Raw genomic sequence first — 20,588 nt, 5'->3', positions numbered from 1 at the left:
ATGCGCCTGGATCTGAAAACGCCTGAAGGGCTGCAGCAAGCTCGCCAGCTCATCACGCGTGCCGATATCGTCATCGAGAACTTCCGCCCTGGCGTCATGTCCAGGCTGGGCCTCGATTTAGGAGAGCTTCGGCATGCACGTCCCGAGCTGATCACGTTGTCGATCCCAGGGTTTGCCAGTGATGACGAGCTGCGTGCGCAATGGCGGGCTACCGAAGCCGTTATCGCTTCGGCCTCCGGAGTGTTCACGGACATGGGTCAGAACCGTGTTTTGATGGGCATCAACCCCAGCTTCTCGCCGCTTCCTTTGGCGTCCGCGTATGGAACCATGCTGGCAGTGTCTTCTGTGGTGCTTGCATTGCAGGCACGTGAAAAGAATGGCGTTGGCGATCAGATCGAAGTCCCGTTGGCATCAGCGGTCATGGAAGGACTCTCGTACAACTCGATCAAGATCGACGGCTATCCGCTGCGCTACAAAACTCTGCGTGAAAAGGAGAGCGAGCGTCGCCGGGCCGAAAACCTGCCGATGAACCTGAGCTACCAGGATCTGCAGGAGTTCCTCGATCCGTTCTACCGCACCTATGAATGTGCTGATGGCCGTAAGTTCTACGCCGTGTGCCCCTCGCACCGTGAGCATGCCAAGCGCTGCCTGCAGGCAATGGGCATCTACGAAGAAATGGTTGCTGCCGGCTTGCCGAAAGTAGATGACCCCTACCTCCCGATTGCCCGGTGGGAAGGAAATGCATCGCTGGGCGTTTACCCGTTGCCTGCTGATTGGGCTGCGCGTATCTCGGCCAGGATGAAAGAAGTATTCCTGACCAAAACAGCCGCCGAATGGGAAGTCATCTTCGGTGAGGGGCGTTTCCCTGGTGCGCCGCACAGGTCTACCCAAGAGTGGCTCCATGATGAGCACTCCAATACTGCTGGGTTGATCGTTGAGGTTAATGATCGCGAGTTTGGACTCATGAAGCAGCCTGGCCCAATCGCATGGTTGGAGGGCTGTTCCGAGCCAATGCTCAAGCCGCTTTCGCGTCGCGATGTGAGCTTCGAAGAAGCGTTGGCAACGCTGTCTGAGAGTCCTGCGCGTGCATTGCCTCCTGCCAAACTCGATAAGCCAGCCGGTTGGCTGGAGGGTGTCAGGATACTCGATCTGACCAACGTTATCGCAGGGCCGCACTCGACATCGTTCTTGGGTCGCTTCGGTGCTGACGTCATCAAGCTCGACCCGGTCATGCCCAATTATGATCCCTGGAATACCGTGGTCTTCGGCATGTCTTCGGCACGCGGCAAGGAAAGTGTTCTGGTTGATCTGAACAAGTCCGAAGGCCGAGACGTATTCAATCGCCTTGTGCGGGAGGTCGACGTGATCGTCATGAACGCACCTGATCGCCAGTTGGCACCGCTTGGCCTGAATGAGGCGAGCCTCCAGGCAGTGAATCCTGGGGTGATCTTCTGCCAGTTGGACTGCTTCGGCGGGCCACGTCGCGGCCCTCGTACAGATTATCTGGGGTATGACGACCTGATCCAGGCCACCACCGGGATCATGCTGCGCTTTGGTGGCGGGATGGATACTCCAGAAGAACATGCCCACGTCGGCACTATTGATGTTATGTGCGGGTTTGCTGCTGCTCTGGGCGTGGCTACTGCCCTGTATCGCAAGCATCACTCCGGCGAGGCTCACCGGGCCCGCACCTCGCTCGCATCATTAGGGAATCTGGTACAGATCCCGTTCTGCTACGACTATTCCGGCAGAGCACCATTCAACGAGCCATCCGGGCGTGACGTCTTTGGCTACAGCGACCTTTCTCGGTTCTACAAGACCGCGGATGGTTGGATCTACCTGGATGCCTCCGAGTCAGAGCTGCACAAGTTTGCGGCAATTTCTGAGCTATCCGAGTTGGCATCCGCAAATGATCGCGCTGCCTATCTGAGCACTGCCATTGGCCGCATGAGCAGCTCGGTTCTTCAAGAGCGTTTCCAGGCTGCCAACATTGCTGCAGCGGTGCCGGACAACATTGATCACCTGCGCAGCCAATACAGCCGATCCGCTGATGGCCTGCCAGGCACCGAGAATGGAAGCTACTCCTTCAGCATCTATAGCGACCATCCGAGTGGTCATCGGGTGACGCAGCTGGATCCCTACGCCATTCGCCCACGCGTATCGCGAATTCGAGCGTTGCCACCCGCTGAGAAGTTTGGCGCTTCCACTCGTAAGGTACTCGGGCGCTACGGCTATACCGATATGCAGATTCAATCGCTCCTGGATGCCGGTGCAATCGGCGAGTCCTGGAGTGAGGAATACCTGCCGAGCTAGCTGCTGAGGATACGTCAAGGGGAGACCTTCTCAGCGTCACCCCTTGCACCTCGATTCACCGATCAAGCGAACACGAGCCCAAGGCAGCTCGCGGGCGCGTTCATGCCCAGGAAATGAGATAGAGCCATGACTTACAACAGCATTCTCCCACGCATCCTGCAAACCGGTGCCGGTGCTAGCCAGCAAATTCACCACGTTCTGGCCAGCCTCGGCTGCAGCAAACCACTCATCATCACCGACCGAATGATGGTCGAGCTGGGTTACTCAGGTCGTATCAGCGCCGTACTGGCCGAGCACGGCATTGAAGTTGACGTGTTTTCCGATACCGTGCCAGAGCCCACAGTTGCTTCGATCCAAGCCGGCGTGTCGAAGGCCCGGGAAGGGGGTTATGACAGCATCATCGCCTTGGGTGGGGGAAGCCCAATCGACAGTGCTAAAGCGATTGGCATCCTGGCCAAGTTCGGCGGCGTCATGCGCGATTACAAGTTCCCGCGCAACGTCACCGAGATGGGCTTGCCGATCATTGCCATTCCAACAACTTCCGGCACCGGCTCCGAGGTGACCCGGTTCACCATCATCACCGATGAGTCGACTGACGAGAAAATGCTCTGCGTCGGCGCAGGCTTCATGCCCGTTGCCGCGCTGGTTGATTATGAACTGACGCTCTCGTTGCCGGCCCGTGTCACGGCGGATACCGGTATCGACGCGCTGACTCACGCTATCGAGGCTTACGTCAGCAAGAAAGCAAACCTCTTCAGCGATGCCCAGGCGCTGGCCGCCGTGCGCTTGATCGGCCCAAACCTTCGCAAGGTCTATCGCGATGGCTCTGACCGCGTTGCTCGGGAGGCCGTCATGCTCGGATCGACCCTGGCTGGCTTGGCGTTCTCGGCCTCATCGGTTGCTCTGGTGCATGGCATGAGCCGCCCGATTGGCGCCGCATTCCACGTCCCACACGGGCTGTCGAACGCCATGCTGCTGCCTGAAGTGACGGCATTTTCCATCCCGGCTGCACGTGATCGGTACGCTGATTGCGCACGTGCAATGGGGGTCGCTACTGAAAGCGACACGGATCAGTCAGCAGTGGAAAAGCTCCTAGAAGAGTTGGTGGCAATCAACGATGAGATGAATGTTCCCACGCCAGCCCAGTTTGGGATCGACCGTGAAAAATTCTTCGAGATGATGCCAACCATGGCTGCTCAAGCGCTGGCTTCCGGCTCGCCTGGCAATAATCCTCGTGTGCCTACTGAGGCAGAGATGGTCGAGCTTTACCGCAGCCTTTGGTAATCGAACACCCAACCAATATTTGAATAACAACAGTGGAGTTTCACATGAATACTGTCGGCCATCTGATTAACGGCGAAGTCGTTCTCGAATCAACGCGCACCCAAGATGTCTTCAACCCCGCTACTGGCCAGGTGGCTCGCCAAGTTGCGTTGGCATCGAGTCAGACGGTGGAGCACGCCATTGCCACTGCTGAGGCTGCTTTCCCGGCCTGGCGTGATACTCCGCCGATCAAGCGGGCCCGCGTCATGTTCCGCTTCAAAGAACTCCTGGAGCAGAATGCTGACGCGATCTGCAAACTGATCGGCGAAGAGCACGGGAAAATTTCCCATGATGCGGCAGGCGAACTGCAGCGTGGTATCGAGAACGTCGAGTATGCCTGTGGGATCGCCGAGCTTCTCAAAGGTGAGCACAGCAAAAACGTTGGCCCGAACATCGATGCCTGGAGTGAGTTCCAGCCGCTGGGTGTGGTGGCTGGCATCACACCGTTCAACTTCCCCGTGATGGTTCCGCTTTGGATGATTCCGGTGGCTATTGCGGCGGGCAACTGCTTCATTCTCAAACCTTCTGAGCGCGACCCCAGCTCTACGCTGTTCATTGCCCAACTGCTGCAGGAAGCAGGCCTGCCCAATGGTGTGCTGAACGTGGTGAACGGCGACAAGGAAGCGGTAGATATCCTACTGCGTGACGCACGCGTTCAGGCGGTCAGCTTCGTGGGCTCGACGCCGGTTGCCGAGTACATCTACGCCACTGCCACTGCCCACGGCAAACGCTGCCAGGCACTGGGTGGCGCGAAGAACCATGCCATCGTCATGCCTGACGCCGATATCGACAATGCGGTGAACCAACTCCTGGGCGCTGCCTTTGGCTCGTCTGGTGAGCGTTGCATGGCGCTGTCCGTAGCGGTTGCTGTGGGTGACGCGACAGCCGATGCGCTGATCGCCACAATGAAAGAAGCCATGAAGAACCTGAAGGTGGGTGCTTACACCGACAGCAAAAATGACTTCGGCCCGGTGATAACCCGCCAGCACCAGGAAAAGGTCGTTGGGTACATCAACAGTGCTGAAGAGCAGGGCGCTACAGTGGTTGTCGACGGGCGTCAGCCAAACGTTGCTGGCTACGAGGAAGGCTTCTTCGTCGGGGGCACTTTAATCGATCACGTCACTGCGCAGATGCAGAGCTATAAGGAAGAGATTTTCGGCCCCGTTCTTCAGGTCGTGCGCGTCAACAGCATGAAGGAAGCCATGGCGCTGATCGATAAGCACGAGTACGGCAACGGCACCTGCATCTTCACCCGTGACGGCGAAGCAGCACGCTATTTCTCCGACAACATCAAGGTGGGCATGGTTGGGATCAACGTTCCTCTGCCAGTACCTGTGGCGTACCACAGCTTTGGCGGTTGGAAGCGTTCTTTGTTTGGCGACCTTCATGCCTACGGGCCAGACGGGGTTCGTTTCTACACGCGTCGGAAAACGGTGACACAGCGCTGGCCTTCCTCAGGCCTTCGAGAAGGCATTGAGTTCTCCATGCCGACAATGAAGTAACCCAAAGAGCCGAGGTGGGGCATCCCACCTCGGCGTTTGCTTGCCTGTCCCCAATCGCCCGATAACAAAAAATGTAAGGTTGCGATGATGAACCCCAATAATGCCTCCTCAAAAAATATCAAGACCAAGATTGATCTGCCTCTGATGGTGATAAGTCTGGTTGCCATTGGCTTCAGCGTGGCAGGGTTGACACGCTATCCAGATCAGTCGTTGAAGCTCTCGGGTGTTGTGTTTGACGCGGCGACGAAGTTGTTTGGCGCCAGTGTTCAAATTATTGGATTCGTCTGTGTGGTTTTTGTGGTGTGGGTTGCGCTTAGCAAATACGGCAATATCAAACTAGGCGAAGGCAAGCCAGCTTACGGGAATGCCAGCTGGGTGTTCATGTTTATTTGTGCAGGGCTTGGATCTGCCACCATGTACTGGGCGTTTATGGAGTGGGTGTATTATTACTCTACGCCTGGCTTAGGTGTTGCGCCGCTCAGTAAGGAAGCGCTTGAATACAGTATTGCTTACTCATTTTTTCATTGGGGTGTTACGCCTTGGGCGATTTACGGTGTTGCTTCGCTGGCCATGGCCTATCATTTCCACGTGCGAAAAAATACAGGTCTGAGTCTGTCTGCTGCTATTGAGGCTATCACGGGGCTGAACGCGACAGGTGTTGTTGGGCGTTTCGTGGATGTGGTGTTCTTGCTGTCGACATTTGGTGGGCTGGTGCTCACCATCACACTGTCGGCCTCGACAGTGGGTAAAGGCATAGCCATGCTGTTTGGTATCGATGATGGGTATGCACTGAAGGCGTCTCTGGTACTGGCGGTGACGTTGGTATTCTCGCTGAGCTCCTATGTGGGTATCGGCAAAGGGATGCAAAAGCTTGCGCATGCCGCCTGCGGCTTGACCGTTCTTTATGCAGTCATCGTACTGGTGCTCGGGCCCACCGGGTTCACGCTCAGTAACACCGCCAATGGTGTTGGCCTGATGCTGCAGAATTTTGTGCGTATGAGCCTTTCCACTGACCCTGCAGGCAATGGGGAGTTCGCACGGGGCTGGACGGTGTTCTACTGGTTGTACTGGATCACCTACACGCCAGGGGTTGCACTCTTTGTGACCCGCGTGTCGCGTGGGCGCAAGATCAAAGAGGTGGTTGCCGCGATGATTTTGGGCGGCTGCGGGGGGTGCTGGTTTTTCTTCGGTAGTCTGCAGAGTTTTGCCATGCATCAGTTCATCTCAGGCGTAGTGGACGCACCGACCCTCATTAACAGCGTTGGAGGTGAGGAAGTGGTCTCACGGCTGCTCTTCAGCTTGCCTTTCGGCAAGATCCTCGCGGTTGGGTACTACTTATTGATGCTGGTCTTCCTTGCCTCGCACCTGGATGCCGTGTCGTTTGCGGTTGCAGCTACCAGCACCAGGAACCTGAAAGAAGGTGATGAGCCTTCGACCACGCTTAGGCTCTTCTGGTGTCTGATGTTGGCAGCCATTCCACTGGCGATGCTCTACATTGGAGCCCCGTTACACGCACTCAAGACGGTGGTGACGGTTGCGGCGATTCCGTTCCTGGCGGTGCTGGTGGTCAAAATGTACGGCCTTCTGCGATGGATGAAGGCCGACTATGGAAACGCGCCTGCCCATGAGATTGAAATGAGGTGCTCTGAGCGCTCAGAGCTGACGGTGTTGCTCCAAAATGAGAAAGAGCCTGACGAAGCAGCTGCTTGAATCACCTCTGGTTGCCTAGGCTCTGTTAGAAAAATTTTGAGAAGAAGGTGATGGAGGGCGAAACCGTGGAGGGACGGTCGAAGTCCCGCTCGACTTTACGGGTTGTAGATGAGCAGTCCGAATGGGCTGGCGATCCAGTGGGTATGTCAGAAATTTTGTGTTCGGGCATAACATGAGCAAGAGGTGCATGTATGCCAACCAAGAAGAAACCCCTGCGTGACCTACCAAAAATCCCCAAGGAGCTGCTCGAGCAGTTCGGTGAGGGCCTGATGACTGCGGAGGCTATCGAAGATGCCTCTGCGGCATTCAAGAAGGCGTTGATCGAACGGGCCTTGAACGCCGAGCTCAGTCACCACCTGGGGTATCTGCCGGGCGCGCAGCGCCCAGAGGATGAAACCAATCAGCGCAATGGCAGGACTGGCAAGACGGTTCTGACTGGAGAGGGGCCGCTGCGGCTGGATATCCCCGTGATCGAGACGGTAGTTTTGCGCCCATCCTGATTCCCAAGCACGAGCGCCGTTATACCGGTTTCGATGACAAGATCATCGCCATGTATGCCCGAGGCATGACCGTTCGGGAAATTCGCGCATTCCTCTCCGAGCAGTATGGAACGGATGTTTCGCATGACTTCATCAGTTCGGTCACGGCCGAGGTGATGGAGGAAATCGGCGCGTGGCAACAGCGGCCGCTGGAGCCGATGTACCCGGTCATTTTCTTTGATGCACTACGAGTCAAGATTCGCGAAGAAGGCCTTGTGCGCAACAAAGCGATTTACTTGGCGCTGGGCGTTCTACCCGATGGGACGCGCGATATTCTCGGGATCTGGATCGAAAATACCGAAGGTGCGAAGTTCTGGATGAAGGTCTTCAATGACCTCAAGACGCGCGGCGTTGAGGATGTGCTGATCGCCGTCACCGACGGCCTCAAAGGGATGCCAGAGGCGCTAAGCGCCGTGTTTCCGGCCACCACGCTGCAAACATGCATCGTCCACTTGATCCGCAACAGTCTCGATTATGCAGCGTGGGATAAGCGTCGTGATCTGGCCAAAGCGCTCAAGCCGATCTATCAGGCCATCAACGCCGAGGCGGCTGAGCAGGCACTGGATGCCTTTGAAAACGGCCCTTGGGGCAAACAGTACCCAACGGTAGTTGCGGCATGGAGAAGAGCCTGGGATCGAGTGATTCCATTCTTTGTCTTCCCGTCAGGCATTCGAAAAGTGATCTATACGACCAACGCGATCGAAAGCATCAACGCCCAGCTACGCAAGATCATCAAAACGCGTGGTCACTTCCCAACGGATGAGGCCGCCACCAAGCTGATCTGGCTGGGGCTGCGGAACATCACGGCAAACTGGGGCTCAGCGGCCCATGACTGGAAAAATGCGATGAATCAATTCGCGATGCTGTACGGAGATCGATTTATCAGGCCGACCTGGTAAAAGCATGGCCAGCCTGACGGCAGGCCGTTATCGGCCCGCACACAAAAAATCTGACACTCTCGATCCAGTCGGTTTTCGACGCAACATCACTGAGTATCAAGGCTTTTCAGACAGAGCCTGGACACCTCCAAGCCTCACAACGAGGCCCAAACAGGAGGGGCCATGAGTTGTCAGCGCCACCTCGAAGAATTCAAGATCGAAGCGGTCAAGCAAGTGATCAAAAAGGCAAACCTGCTGCCGATATCGCCCAGCGCCTGGCGACGTCCGAGTACGGCCTGTATGCCGGATCAAGGTCTACAGCAAGCCCCAAGCGCAGCGTCAGCAAGACGATGTTAAGCAGGCCGAACGGCACACACTGCGCGCAGCACTCAAGCGGGTGACGCAAGAGCGAGACATCTTGAAGAAGGCCGCGGCGTACTTCGCCAAGGTGTACGGCTTTAGTACGCGCTCATCAAGAATTCCACGATGACCGTAAGCGTTCGTTGAAGTCACTTTGCACGGCTTGGGCGCCCATCGACTTGGCTGAAGGTGGGCGAGGCAGGATCGCCCTATGATTCGGTGAGTCCACATCTGATAATGCCTCGGATACCACTATTCAAGGCAGGGCCAAACATGGACTCCCGTGCAACTCGCTACGCCTTATTTGTCTTTTCCGTTTTCATAATGTGCCAACCAGTACAAGCATCGACGTGGCAAATTTGCCGTATGGAGCTACATATCACTGATGTGTTGAAGCATCCCCACCCAGCACTACAGGCCCAAGTCGTGAAGGTAAGCCCGGCATCGACCACGGCAGAATGCCCGGAAAAGGGGGCGACTCTAACATTCGTACCGGAAGCCGCTGATTATCAAAGCACGCTCCCGCGCCGGCAGTGGCCCAAAAAAGGCCAGACGATACACATCAACTATCGATATCTGGATGGGACCTGTAAAGGCGATGGCCATCCCCATGAGTGCCGTGTTGAACACTATCCCTTAGGCTCTGCCTGAAAAGCCTTGAGACTCGTTGATGCTGCGTTGAAAACAGCCTGAAGCGCCAGCCCGGTCGGAGTGCTCATGTACTCCAGTACACTGCGCTTCCCTAGGCTGGCAGCCTCACGCTTGAAAGTTGGGGTGAAGGTACGTCGTTGTCTACTAACATCGAACACCTCTGTATGGCGAGCATTCTCGCCTACAAAGGTGTCCGGGGTTAGTAGACCACTACACAATCACTTTCGTATCGATACGCATCTCACCCTCACCTTTCCCAACTTGCGCCATCCCCCACACCCAGCTAAATTCTCCCAGTCGCCGATGCATCGGCGATACGACCTTGGCCGGTCGGAATCGAAAGGCGCATCAGCGCCAAATCGTCATCGCAGGCGCTTTTTTGTGCCCGTGATGTCGAGTCATGGCAGTGGTGCGCGGGACACCTTCGGGTGTGCCGGGCTCCTTTCGTCCCGGTCGGCCAACCCGCGTACTGCTGCCACCTCAACTTGCTTGGCCGCAAGCGGTGGCAGTTCCACAACGAAAGGAACTCATGCATGACCACTGCACATCCGTCGAGGATCCTCGCATTCGCGCTCCGCCCCCGTTTCCCGGTTCCGGTACCGCGAGCCCAGCGTTTCTACCGCCCTCACAGCCCGTTCACCCGCAAACCGAAGCAGGTGTCCCATGACTGACCATGAACGGCTTTCCTCAATCCAATCTTACGCGTGGACCCTGGAGTTACTGGGCGAGGCCCTGGCTCAGCAGGATGCGCTGCTGGAATGCGAGCACAACCCGCACATGGGAGTTCGAGGTGCAGCGGGGATTCATCAGGCGATCCGCATCATCAGTCGGTTGACGGCGGAGGAGTGTGGGAGGGCAATTGAATTGGCGGGGCATCCTGGCGAGTGATGCTTGGCTTTTCATTGCAGGGGCCGCTTTGCGGCCCTTGCGCGGCATAAGTCGGGACGCCGACCCGCAGCGCCACTTTCAGGCCTCGCTCATCCGCTCGACCCGCGCCGCCAGCCCTGAGCGCATATCACTCCCGCTCGGCTGCTGATACACGCTCAACCCAAACTCTGGCAGCACCGCCAGCAGGTAATCGAAGATATCCCCTTGAATCCGTTCGTAGTCGGCCCAGGCGGTGGTGCGGGTAAAGCAGTACACCTCCAGCGGCACACCTTCGGCGCTGGTCTGCATCTGGCGGACCATGCAGGTCATGTTCGGGTGTACATCAGGGTGGTTCTTCAGATAGGCGAGGGCGAAGGCGCGGAAGGTGCCGATGTTGGTGAGCTTGCGGCGGTTGGCGGCCAGCTCTTCGACCAGGCCCTGGGCTTCGTTCCAGTCGTGCAACTCCTTGCGCTTGGTGGCCAGGTAGTCGCCCAGCAGGCGCACGCCGGACAGGCGCTGCTCTTCCTGCACGGTGAGAAAGCGCACGCCGGTGGCGTCGATGAACAGGCTGCGCTTGATGCGGCGTCCGCCCGACTGCTGCATGCCGCGGTAGTTGCGGAACGACTCGCTCATCAGGCGCCAGGTGGGGATGGAGACGATGGTCTTGTCGAAGTTCTGCACCTTCACTGTGTGCAGGGTGATATCGATCACATCGCCGTCTGCGCCCACCTGGGGCATCTCGATCCAGTCGCCGACGTGCAGCATGTCGTTGCTGGTGAGCTGCACGCTGGCCACGAACGACAGCAGGGTGTCCTTGTACACCAACAGCAGCACCGCCGACATCGCACCCAGGCCCGAGAGTAGCAGCAGCGGCGAGCGATCGATGAGGGTGGCGACGATGACGATGGTGCTGAACACCCACAGCACCATCTTCGCCAACTGCACGTAGCCCTTGATCGAGCGGGTGCGGGCGTGCTCGGTGCGGGCGTAGATGTCCAGCAGCGCGTCGAGCAGGCACGACAGGGCCATGCTCAGGAACAGCAGGGTGAAGGCCAGGGCCAGGTTGCCGAGGAAATGCTGCGCCGTGTCGGACAGTTCCGGCACCAGACGCAGACCGAATTGCATCACCAGCGACGGAGTGGTTTGTGCCAGGCGCTGCAGCACCTTGTTATGGCGCAGGTCTTCGACCCAGCGCAGCGCCGGTTGGCGCGCCAGCAGACGGCTGGCGTGCAGCACCAGAAAGCGCGCGATGCGCCCCAGCACCAGCGAGATCAGCAGCAGCACGCCCAGGCCCAGGGTCGCGTGCAATAAAGGGTGCTGGTCGAGGGTGCCCCAGAGGTCCAGAGCGTCGACCCAGAGTCGTTGGATATCCATAGCGAAAAACGGTCTGCAATTGCCTGACGAGGCGCAATTAGAGCGCGGAAGCGGGGCAGGGTGCCAAAAGAAATTCGGCGTCGGCAGCGGAAAACGTTAACCTATGCAGCCGAATTGTCCGCATCTACCTGAGGTACACCCGTGTTTTCCCAATTCGCCCTGCACGAACGCCTGCTCAAAGCCGTGGCCGAGCTGAAATTTGTCGAGCCGACCCCGGTGCAGGCGGCGGCCATCCCCCTGGCCCTGCAAGGGCGCGACCTGCGCGTGACGGCGCAGACTGGCAGCGGCAAGACCGCCGCCTTCGTGCTGCCGCTGCTCAACCGCCTGGTCGACCTCAGCGGTCCGCGCGTGGAAATCCGTGCGTTGATCCTGCTGCCGACCCGCGAGCTGGCCCAGCAGACCCTCAAGCAGGTGCAACTGTTCTCGCAGTTCACCTACATCAAGTCTGGCCTGATCACTGGCGGTGAAGACTTCAAGGAACAAGCGGCGATGCTGCGCAAGGTGCCGGACGTGCTGATCGGCACGCCGGGCCGCCTGCTCGAGCACCTCAACGCCGGCAACCTCGACCTGTCCCAGGTGCAGGTGCTGATCCTCGACGAAGCTGACCGCATGCTCGACATGGGCTTCGCCGAAGACATGGAGCGCCTGTGCAAAGAGTGCGAGCAGCGCGAGCAGACCCTGCTGTTTTCCGCCACCACTGGCGGCGCGGCGCTGCGCGACATCATTGGCAAGGTGCTGAAGGATCCTGAGCACCTGATGCTCAACAGCGTGTCCCAACTGGCCGAAGGCACCCGCCAACAGATCATCACCGCCGACCACGACCAGCACAAAGAGCAGATCGTGCAGTGGCTGCTGGCCAACGAGACCTTCGACAAGGCGATCATCTTCACCAACACCCGGGCCCTGGCCGACCGCATCTACGGTCACCTGGTGGCCAAGGACGTCAAGGTCTTCGTGCTGCATGGCGAGAAGGACCAGAAGGACCGCAAGCTGGCCATCGAGCGCTTCAAGCAGGGCAGCTCCAAGGTGCTGGTGGCCACCGATGTGGCCGCACGCGGCCTGGACATCGATGGCCTGGACCTGGTGATCAACTTCGACATGCCGCGCAGCGGTGACGAGTACGTGCACCGGGTGGGCCGCACCGGGCGTGCCGGTGGCGAAGGTCTGGCGATCTCGCTGATCACCCACAACGACTGGAACCTGATGTCGAGCATCGAGCGCTACCTCAAGCAGCAGTTCGAGCGCCGGGTGATCAAGGAGGTCAAGGGCACCTACAGCGGGCCGAAGAAGGTCAAGGCGTCGGGCAAGGCGGCGGGCGTGAAGAAGAAAAAGACCGACAAGAAGGCCGCAGACAAGAAGGCAGTGGCCAAGCGCAAGCCGAGCGCCAAGCCGCGTCCGAATGCTCCACTGACCAGTGCTGATGGCCTGGCGCCGCTGAAAAAGCGCGCGCCGAAGGCCGAGTAATTACAGAACGGTGCAGGAGCGGCGCGAGGTCGCTCCTGCACAGGCATAGCCCATCGTTATCCTGCCTTGCGCTCCGCTTCCTTCAACTCCTGAATCCGCTTGTCGATCAACTGGCATTTATCCGGCAGGTCCTTGCTCGCCGTGCCCAGCTCCATGCCCTGGAGTTCTTCGTTGATTTCCTTGGCCTTCTGCGGGTTCTGCTCGGTGAGTTGCGTCACCAGCCCTGCCAGTTCCTCTCGTTTTTGCGTCGCCTCGTCGGGCGTGCAGGCCCAGGCGGGTAGGGCGCAGGACAGGCTGGCGAACAGGGTCATGCGGCACAGAACGTTCATGGTCGTTTCCTCCTTGTGCAGTCACAGGGTGGAGTGGCGCCTGGCGGCAAAGGTTCAGGTCAATGACCCAGAGGGCTTGTCAGTACGGCTGATGGCAAATTGACGTCAAAAAGCCATGAGGTTATGCTTCGCCCCCCGTTTTTACCGTCCAGGGACTGGAACATGGCGACATGGTTTCGCACGCGCGCCGCTCACGCGCTCCTGCTGCTGACTGTTGGTTTCTCCGGCGCCGACGCCCTGGCCGCCACGCCGCTGGAGCAAGACCTCATCCGCGATCGTCAGGACCGCCTGCTGCAAGAACAGCAGCGGCGCCTCGATGAGCTGCGCGACCTGCCGGGTAACACGCCGGCGCCCAGTACCCAGCCGCTGCCCGAAGACACCCGCTGCTTCACCATCCGCACCCTCGAAATCAAGGGGGCCGACAGCCTCAGCGCCGCCGACCGCGAGCGTCTGACCAAGCCCTTCATCGGCCAATGCCTGGGCGTCAGTCAACTCAATGTCCTGCTCAAGGCCATCACCGACCTGTACCTGGACCGTGGCTTGGTCACCAGCCGCGCTTATCTGCCGCAGCAGGACCTGTCCAGCGGTCACCTGCAGGTGCTGGTGGTCGAAGGGCGTGTGCAAGGTCTGCGGGCTGACCCGGCCAGCGGTCTGTCGCCGCGTGAGATCGCCATGACTTTCCCCGGCCGTGAAGGCGAGGTGCTCAACCTGCGCGAGATCGAGCAGATGGTCGATCAGCTCAATCGCCTGCCCTCGACCCGTGCGCAAATGGAGCTGCTGCCCGGTGACGCCGTCGGCGCCAGTGTGGTGCAGGTCAAAGGCCAGCCCGACAAGCCCTGGCGCGCCTCGCTGTCGCGCAACAACGAAGGCCAGCGCAGCACCGGCGAGCAGCAGGTCAACCTGGGTTTCGAATGGGACAGCCCCCTGGGCCTGGCCGACCAACTGAGCCTGCGCGGCGGTCACGATGTGGTCAGCGACCACACGCAAGGGTCGAAGAACGGCACGCTGGCGTACAACCTGCCCTGGGGGTGGTGGAACTTCAGCTACAGCTACAGCGAGTCCGATTACCGCTCCGAAGCCCAGGCCAACGGCTTCACGTTCAAGCAGACCGGCGACAGCCAGAACCACCAACTGCGCGCCGACCGTGTGCTGCACCGCGATGCCACCAGCAAGACTTCGGTGAACGTCGGCCTGGCGCACCTGCGCACCAACAACTACATCGAAGACAGCCGTCTGCAAGCCAGCAGCAACCGCCTCAGCGAAGCGCAGTTCGGCATCAACCACGGCCGGCGTATCGGCACCGCCTTCGTCAACCTTGACCTTGGCACTCAGTCGGGCATCGGCGCCTTCGACGCCCAGAGCAACGGCCATCCCCAGCCTGGCGAGCCAGTGGCGCGCTACCGCAAGTACACCGCCACGCTGAGCTACGTGCAGGGCTTCCAGGTGCTTGGCGAGAACCTGTCCTTCTCCAGCCTGGCCACCGCCCAGCGCAGCGAGGACGTACTGTTCAGCCCGCAGCGCATCAGCCTCGGCGGGCTGTCGTCGGTGCGTGGCTTGAAGGATCAGTCGCTGTCCGGGGACAGCGGCGCCTACTGGCGCAACGACCTGCGCTGGACCCGACCGGTGACCTGGCCGGTGTTGCAGCCGGTGATCGCCGAGTACGGGATGGGCCTGGGCTATGACCTGGGCGTGATCCGCAACGACCGCTACAACGGCGACCGTCACGGCCGCGCCAGTAGCCACTCGCTGGAGTTGTTCGCCCGGGGCCGGCACCTGGCTGCCAGCGTCACCTTCGCCCAGAGCCTGGAGCGACCGGACGCCGTGCCCGACAAAGAGCGCCCGGTTTACTTCCGGCTCGACTTCTTCATCTGACGGTCGAGTCGATACGCCTTGTCCCTTCTTCGCGAAAGGGTCATCGCCTGAGGACGTGTGCCTCGGGGATTCGAGATCTTGAGGGTCTGCCCTGAGCAGCGTTGCGTCTTTGCGACCTGCGCCGAAGGCGGCGAGGATCGCGCTGTGTTGGTGTGTTTCAAGCTTGGGGTGTGATGGCAGGGCAGCCAGTCAGCACGCCCGCTGTGACCGACTCCAGAAGCCCACCGGTACGTGATCCACCAGCCACACACCATTGTCCGCTTGATAGAACTTCGCGCCAGCGTCGCGCATCTTCGCCGCATCGATTTCCAGCAACACGGGCTCCCCGTAGCGTTTGCCCACGCTCAGGGCAATCTGCGGATCTTCGCTGAGGTGCACATGGTGACGTGTGCCGGCTAGCAGCCCCTGGCGTTCGATGGAGGCCATGAAGCGGCTCGCGGTGCCGTGATAGAGCAGGGCCGGAGGCGTTTTCTCAACATGCTGAACATCCACCTGATCGGTGCTGTGGCCTTGGGCGGCGCGGATGTAGCGGGCGTCCTGCGAAAGGGTGAAGCGCTTCTTGTCGTTGGTATCGACCACCTCGCGCAGCGCAGCGAGGTCGAAGTTGCGCCCGTGTTGGGCGGCGTTTTGCAGCAGGGTATCCACTTCGGCCCAGCCATCGCGGTCCAACGTCAGGCCGATGGCGTGAGGTTCATGGCGCAGTACATAGCTCAGGAATTTGCTTATTTCGTCACGCTGTTTCTTGTTCAAACTCGAGTTCCTTTTTGTCTTTTCCTTTTTTTGGCGTAGGAATTGTCGCCTTTGCACCCCCCGTGCTCAAGGCATCAGTGCTCAAGGCATTGGACTGACAAGCGCTTTGCCTCCTACCGCTATCGACCGAGCGGTGCCCCGCCTGAACGCACAAGGTCATTGACCAGCAGACGTTTTGAACGCCAGCGACACGCCGCCGGTCCCACCCTCTGTACAGCCCTTCGCCCATTGAACGAGGCCACCGCCATGAGCACGAGCACCTACGACTGGGATCTGATCGAACGCCTGCTGCACGAAGTGCAGAACGGCGCAGGTGAACATTTCACCCCGCGCCCCTACGCCGAACAGCACGCGGCAGCGCTGGCCAGTGCCGGTGAGCCAGTGGGCGATGTGGACCGGCTCAAGACCCGCGCTTGCGAATACAAAAAGCTGCTGCTCGACCGTGGCTTCATCGCCCCGCGCCCTGAAGAGGAGGGCGGTAATGGCGAGAATTTCGTGCTGACCGAACGTGGCTCGCGCCTGCTCAGCCTGATCGACAGTGCCATTCCGGGCGCCGACAGCCCGCGCCTGCGCCTCGATCAGGAGAGCGATGCCTTGGACGCCGCCACCTTCGACAAGGTGTCGGCCAAACCGCAAATCACCCCCGGAGCGGTGTAGGTATCGCCATCGGCAACAAGGTGAAACAGTTAACCGACCGTCGGCTGGCGCCTTTCGCGCTTGATCTGCGGCAGAATCGGCCCTATGTGCAGGATTAGACGCAGGCGATAATCAGAACATCCGACTATGATCTGTTTGACGCACCGCAGAACCGCTTCGCCGTGAGGCTGACCCGTAAAGGGGGCAATGATGAATAAACCAATGACCAACTGGCTCCATGACCTCGGCGTCGCCTTGGGTCTGATTCCGCCACCGCTGCAGCCGGTGCCGATTCCCAGCGACGCAGAACAGCGCAAGCGCCAGCCCCGTCGGCGCTGACCGCGACAGGAAAAAGGCCGCCGCCTCCTTGAGCAGGAGGCGGCGGCCTTTTGCGTTGCGGGCGAAGACTCCTGTCGTGGATCAGGCCAGGTTGACCGCTGCCATCGGCTTGCGCGACAGCAGGCTGACCACGATGAAGCTCACCAGACCGACCGCCAGGCTGTAGTAGATCGGCGAGTTGGCTTCCAGGCCATCTTTGACCATGAACAACAGTGCCGTAGCGAAGCCCAGCGACATGCTGGCGATGGCGCCGGCTGTGGTCGCGCGTTTCCAGAAGATCGCTCCGATCAGCGGGATCAGCATGCCGCCCACCAGCAGGTTGTAGGCCAGGGTCAGTGCGGCGATCACATCGTCCACCACCAGGGCGATGGCCAGCATCGCCAGGCCGGTCAGCAGGGTGAACAGCCGATTGACGTTCAGGCTCGACTGCTTGCCGCCGCGCAGCCGTGGCAGCAGGTCCTCGGTGAGGGTGGTCGAGGCGGCCAGCAGGCAGGCGCTGGCGGTGGACATCATCGCCGCCAGGGCAGCGGCCATCAGCAGGCCACGGATGCCGTCGGGCAGGGTGGTCTTGATCATCTCGGCGAAGGCGTTGTTGGGATTGGCCAGGTCCGGCAGTAACACATGGGCGGCCATCCCGATCAGCGCGCAGGCCAGGCCGTAGATCACGCAGTACACACCGGCCGCGGTGCCGGCGCGCTGGCACACCTTGGCGTCACGGGCGGTGAACACTCGCTGCCAGATGTCCTGGCCGATGAGGATGCCGAAGAAGTAGATCAGGAAGTAGGTGACGATGGTGTCCCAGCCGATGGTGGTGAGCTGGAAACTCGCCGCTGGCAGCTTGGCCACCAGGCTGTCCCAGCCGCCGACCTTGAACACGCACACCGGCAGCAGGATGAACATCAGGCCCACGGTCTTGATGACGAACTGGACGATGTCGGTGAGGGTCAGCGACCACATGCCGCCGATGGTCGAGTACACCACCACCACGCCACCGCCGAACAGCAGCGCCATCCAGAACGGTACATCGAGCAGCACCTGCAGCACGGTACCCATGGCCAGCGTCGAGACCACCGCGATCATCAATGCATAGACCAGCATGATCACCGCGCTGGCCTGGCGCGCCATGGGGTTGTAGCGGCGCTCCAGCACCTGGGTCACGGTGAAGATGCGCAGGCGCAGCAGCGGTTTGGCCAGGAACAGGTTGAGGGCGACGATGCCCAGGCCCAGGGCTGCGCACAGCCAGAAGCCGGAAATGCCGTGCACGTAGCCCAGGCGCACGGTGCCGACGGTCGAGGCGCCGCCCAGCACGGTGGTGGCCATGGTGCCCATGTACAGCGTGGGCCCCAGGTTGCGTCCGGCCACCAGGTAGTCTTCGTGGGTTTTCGCCCGCCGCATGCCGTACCAGCCCAATCCCAGCATGCCGACGGCGTAGATCAGTACAACGATGATGTCCAAGGCCATGGGGGTCTCCGATTATCTTTATTATGCGAGATCGATCCGGGCACGCTGACCGCGCCCGGTGCTCCTCATCGAGTGTTGGCGGGCCTCTATGGCCCTGTCCCACGGCTCCTGCCCGGGTGTCGCATGGATTCGGGCCTAGCGGTGCACCACGCCCGGCAGCACGCAGAGCATTTCGAACAGCAGGTTCGCGCCCAGCAGCGAGGTGTTGCCAGTGGTGTCGTAGGGCGGCGAGACCTCCACCAGGTCGCAGCCGATCAAATCCAGGCCCTGGCAGCCACGGATGATCTCCATGGCCTGGATGGTGGTCAGGCCACCGATCTCCGGGGTGCCGGTGCCGGGCGCCCAGGCCGGATCGATGCCGTCGATGTCGAACGACAGGTACACCGGGCCACCGCCGACCTTCTCGCGCACTTCGGCCATGAGCGGTGCCAGGGATTGGTGCCAGCACTCCTCGGCCTGCACCACGCGAAAGCCTTGGCGGCGGCTCCAGTTGAAGTCGTCGGCGGTATAGCCCTGGGCGCGCAGGCCGATCTGCACCACGCGCTCGCAGTCCAGCAGGCCTTCTTCGACGGCGCGGCGGAAGGTGGTGCCGTGGGCGATCTTCTCGCCGAACATATGATCGTTGACGTCAGCGTGGGCGTCGATGTGCACCAGGCCGATCTTGCCGTGTTTCTTGTGCAGGGCGCGCAGGATCGGCAGGGTGATGGTGTGATCGCCGCCCAGGGTCAGCGGGATGATGTTGTGTTCGAGGATCTGGTCGTAGGCTTCTTCGATGATGCGCACGGCGTCGAGCAGGTTGAAGGTGTTGATCGCCACGTCGCCGATGTCGGCCACCGACAGCGAGTCGAACGGGGCGGCGCCGGTGGCCATGTTGTAGGGGCGGATCATCACCGATTCGGCGCGGATCTGCCGAGGGCCGAAGCGGGTGCCGGCGCGCAGCGAGGTGCCGATGTCCAGCGGCACGCCGATGAAGGCCGCGTCCAGGCCTTCGGCGCTCTGCAGGTGGGGAAGACGCAGCATGGTGGCGATGCCGCCGAAACGCGGCATTTCGTTGCCGCCCAGTGGTTGGTGGAGAATCTTGTCCACGGTGGGCCTCATCAGTCGGTCGATTGTTGTGTTTGTTCGAACCTGTGTCGCGGCGCGCTCGAGCCAGGCACGGGGCCGGCGACCAGGGACATTTCGGCCGAGTGTGCGAGAGGTAGTGGCGTGGAAGAATCGCTACCGACAAATACTTACTTCAGGAATTTCTAAACTATCACTCTCCAGGCGCGGTAGACTCTGTCGGAATTTTCCGAGTGGACCGGTGTGTCATGGCCTCAACGCTGCCCGACCTGAAGCTGCTGCGCATCTTTGCCAGCGTGGTGCGTCACCAGGGCTTCGCCAATGCCCAGCGCGACCTCAACCTGTCCACGTCGGCCATCAGCACCTACATGAGCCAGTTGGAAAGCAGCCTCGGCCTGGTGCTGTGCCACCGCGGCCGTGGCGGTTTCAGCCTGACCAGCAAGGGCGAGCTGTTCCACCAGGAGACCTTGCGCCTGCTTGGCGAGCTGGACGGTTTCGAGCAGTACGCCGCCGCGCTCAAGGGCGAACTGCGCGGCACCCTCAACCTCGGCGTGATCGACTCCACCGTGGGCGACCGCGCCCTGCCGCTGGCCGAGGCGATCGGTGCCTATAGCCAGGAGCACCCGGCGGTGCACCTGCACCTGTCGGTGTCCAGCCCCTACGAGCTGCAACTGGGGGTGCAGGACAACCGCCTGGACCTGGCCATCGGCGCCTTTTCCTCGCGCATGAGCGGGTTGCTGTACCAACCGCTGTACCGCGAGCAGCACTGGCTGTACTGCAGCAACCGTCATCCGCTGTACGCCGAGCGGCGCATCCCCGCCCAGGTCATCACCCAGCAGCGCATGGTCGGGCGCGGCTACTGGAGCCAGGCGGAACTGGCCCGGCATGGCTTCAAGCACAGCGCGGCCACGGTGGAGAGCATGGAGGCGCAGTTGATCCTGATCCTCTCCGGCGCCTACATCGGCTACCTGCCCGAGCATTACGCCCAGGCCTGGGCCGACAAAGGCGACCTGCGTGTGCTGTCGCCCGCGACCTTCGGCTACCAGGCGCCGTTTTCTCTGATCATTCGCCGGGGCCGCAGTCGCGAACCGCTGATCCAGACTTTTCGTGACTTGCTCAAGTCGCAGTTGAACGTCGGTTGATGGCCGGCGCCATCCT

General features: G+C 60.5%; 15 protein-coding genes and 2 pseudogenes. 12 read left to right on the top strand and 5 right to left on the bottom strand.

Annotated elements, in window-relative coordinates; all coding sequences use genetic code 11:
- From GKC70_RS17320 to GKC70_RS17290, 7 genes and pseudogenes are all read left to right on the top strand, one after another.
- Complete coding sequence (locus GKC70_RS17320; protein WP_342649391.1) at positions 1-2,313, top strand: CoA transferase; 2,313 nt, start codon at positions 1-3, stop codon at positions 2,311-2,313.
- 126 nt (positions 2,314-2,439) lie between these two features.
- Entirely contained in the window at positions 2,440-3,597 is a 1,158-nt protein-coding gene (locus GKC70_RS17315) for an iron-containing alcohol dehydrogenase (RefSeq protein ID WP_342649390.1), read from the top strand.
- A gap of 44 nt (positions 3,598-3,641) precedes the next feature.
- Entirely contained in the window at positions 3,642-5,138 is a 1,497-nt protein-coding gene (locus GKC70_RS17310; RefSeq protein WP_342649389.1) for a CoA-acylating methylmalonate-semialdehyde dehydrogenase, read from the top strand.
- Between the two features lie 87 nt (positions 5,139-5,225).
- A complete protein-coding gene (locus GKC70_RS17305; RefSeq protein ID WP_342649388.1) occupies positions 5,226-6,848 on the top strand; it encodes a BCCT family transporter in 1,623 nt (540 codons plus the stop codon).
- A 191-nt stretch (positions 6,849-7,039) separates the two neighbouring features.
- Positions 7,040-8,286: pseudogene (locus GKC70_RS17300) on the top strand (IS256 family transposase).
- Between the two features lie 162 nt (positions 8,287-8,448).
- Positions 8,449-8,724, top strand: a pseudogene (locus tag GKC70_RS17295) (transposase); the annotation flags it as partial.
- A 1,215-nt stretch (positions 8,725-9,939) separates the two neighbouring features.
- Positions 9,940-10,164 carry a hypothetical protein gene (locus tag GKC70_RS17290; protein WP_342649387.1) on the top strand — a complete coding sequence of 75 codons (225 nt, stop codon included), beginning with the start codon at positions 9,940-9,942 and terminating at the stop codon, positions 10,162-10,164.
- Positions 10,165-10,242: 78 nt separating this feature from the next.
- On the opposite strand, the gene GKC70_RS17285 is transcribed toward GKC70_RS17290, so the two are convergent.
- Positions 10,243-11,517 carry a mechanosensitive ion channel family protein gene (locus GKC70_RS17285; RefSeq protein ID WP_342649386.1) on the bottom strand — a complete coding sequence of 425 codons (1,275 nt, stop codon included), beginning with the start codon at positions 11,515-11,517 and terminating at the stop codon, positions 10,243-10,245.
- 141 nt (positions 11,518-11,658) lie between these two features.
- Between GKC70_RS17285 and GKC70_RS17280 the strand changes: the two genes are divergently transcribed.
- Positions 11,659-12,981 (top strand): DEAD/DEAH box helicase, encoded by a 1,323-nt coding sequence (locus GKC70_RS17280; protein ID WP_342649385.1) that lies wholly within the window; start codon positions 11,659-11,661, stop codon positions 12,979-12,981.
- 56 nt (positions 12,982-13,037) lie between these two features.
- On the opposite strand, the gene GKC70_RS17275 is transcribed toward GKC70_RS17280, so the two are convergent.
- Positions 13,038-13,310 (bottom strand): hypothetical protein, encoded by a 273-nt coding sequence (locus GKC70_RS17275; RefSeq protein WP_039576224.1) that lies wholly within the window; start codon positions 13,308-13,310, stop codon positions 13,038-13,040.
- 162 nt (positions 13,311-13,472) lie between these two features.
- Between GKC70_RS17275 and GKC70_RS17270 the strand changes: the two genes are divergently transcribed.
- Entirely contained in the window at positions 13,473-15,182 is a 1,710-nt protein-coding gene (locus GKC70_RS17270; protein WP_342649384.1) for a ShlB/FhaC/HecB family hemolysin secretion/activation protein, read from the top strand.
- Between the two features lie 189 nt (positions 15,183-15,371).
- Here GKC70_RS17270 and GKC70_RS17265 read toward each other — a convergent pair whose 3' ends face one another.
- Positions 15,372-15,932: an RNA 2'-phosphotransferase gene (locus GKC70_RS17265; RefSeq protein ID WP_342649383.1), complete on the bottom strand. Its 561-nt coding sequence runs from the start codon at positions 15,930-15,932 to the stop codon at positions 15,372-15,374.
- Between the two features lie 246 nt (positions 15,933-16,178).
- Between GKC70_RS17265 and GKC70_RS17260 the strand changes: the two genes are divergently transcribed.
- Together GKC70_RS17260 and GKC70_RS17255 are read left to right on the top strand one after the other, a co-directional pair.
- The gene (locus GKC70_RS17260) at positions 16,179-16,589 is read left to right on the top strand and encodes a transcriptional regulator (RefSeq protein WP_342649382.1); all 411 of its coding nucleotides are present in this window, start codon (positions 16,179-16,181) and stop codon (positions 16,587-16,589) included.
- A gap of 189 nt (positions 16,590-16,778) precedes the next feature.
- Entirely contained in the window at positions 16,779-16,907 is a 129-nt protein-coding gene (locus tag GKC70_RS17255) for a PA1414 family protein (RefSeq protein WP_295484792.1), read from the top strand.
- An 81-nt stretch (positions 16,908-16,988) separates the two neighbouring features.
- On the opposite strand, the gene GKC70_RS17250 is transcribed toward GKC70_RS17255, so the two are convergent.
- Positions 16,989-18,368 carry a sodium:solute symporter gene (locus tag GKC70_RS17250; RefSeq protein WP_039576230.1) on the bottom strand — a complete coding sequence of 460 codons (1,380 nt, stop codon included), beginning with the start codon at positions 18,366-18,368 and terminating at the stop codon, positions 16,989-16,991.
- A gap of 135 nt (positions 18,369-18,503) precedes the next feature.
- Positions 18,504-19,454 carry an agmatinase gene (speB, locus tag GKC70_RS17245; protein WP_029615209.1) on the bottom strand — a complete coding sequence of 317 codons (951 nt, stop codon included), beginning with the start codon at positions 19,452-19,454 and terminating at the stop codon, positions 18,504-18,506.
- A gap of 224 nt (positions 19,455-19,678) precedes the next feature.
- Here speB and GKC70_RS17240 point away from each other — a divergent pair, with 224 nt between their 5' ends.
- Positions 19,679-20,572: a LysR family transcriptional regulator gene (locus tag GKC70_RS17240; RefSeq protein ID WP_029615208.1), complete on the top strand. Its 894-nt coding sequence runs from the start codon at positions 19,679-19,681 to the stop codon at positions 20,570-20,572.
- The last annotated feature ends 16 nt before the right edge of the window (positions 20,573-20,588 follow it).

Source organism: Pseudomonas sp. REB1044 (assembly GCF_038813925.1).
Classification (GTDB): Bacteria; Pseudomonadota; Gammaproteobacteria; order Pseudomonadales; family Pseudomonadaceae; genus Aquipseudomonas; species Aquipseudomonas boreofloridensis.
This window is presented reverse-complemented; position numbering and strand designations above follow the sequence as displayed.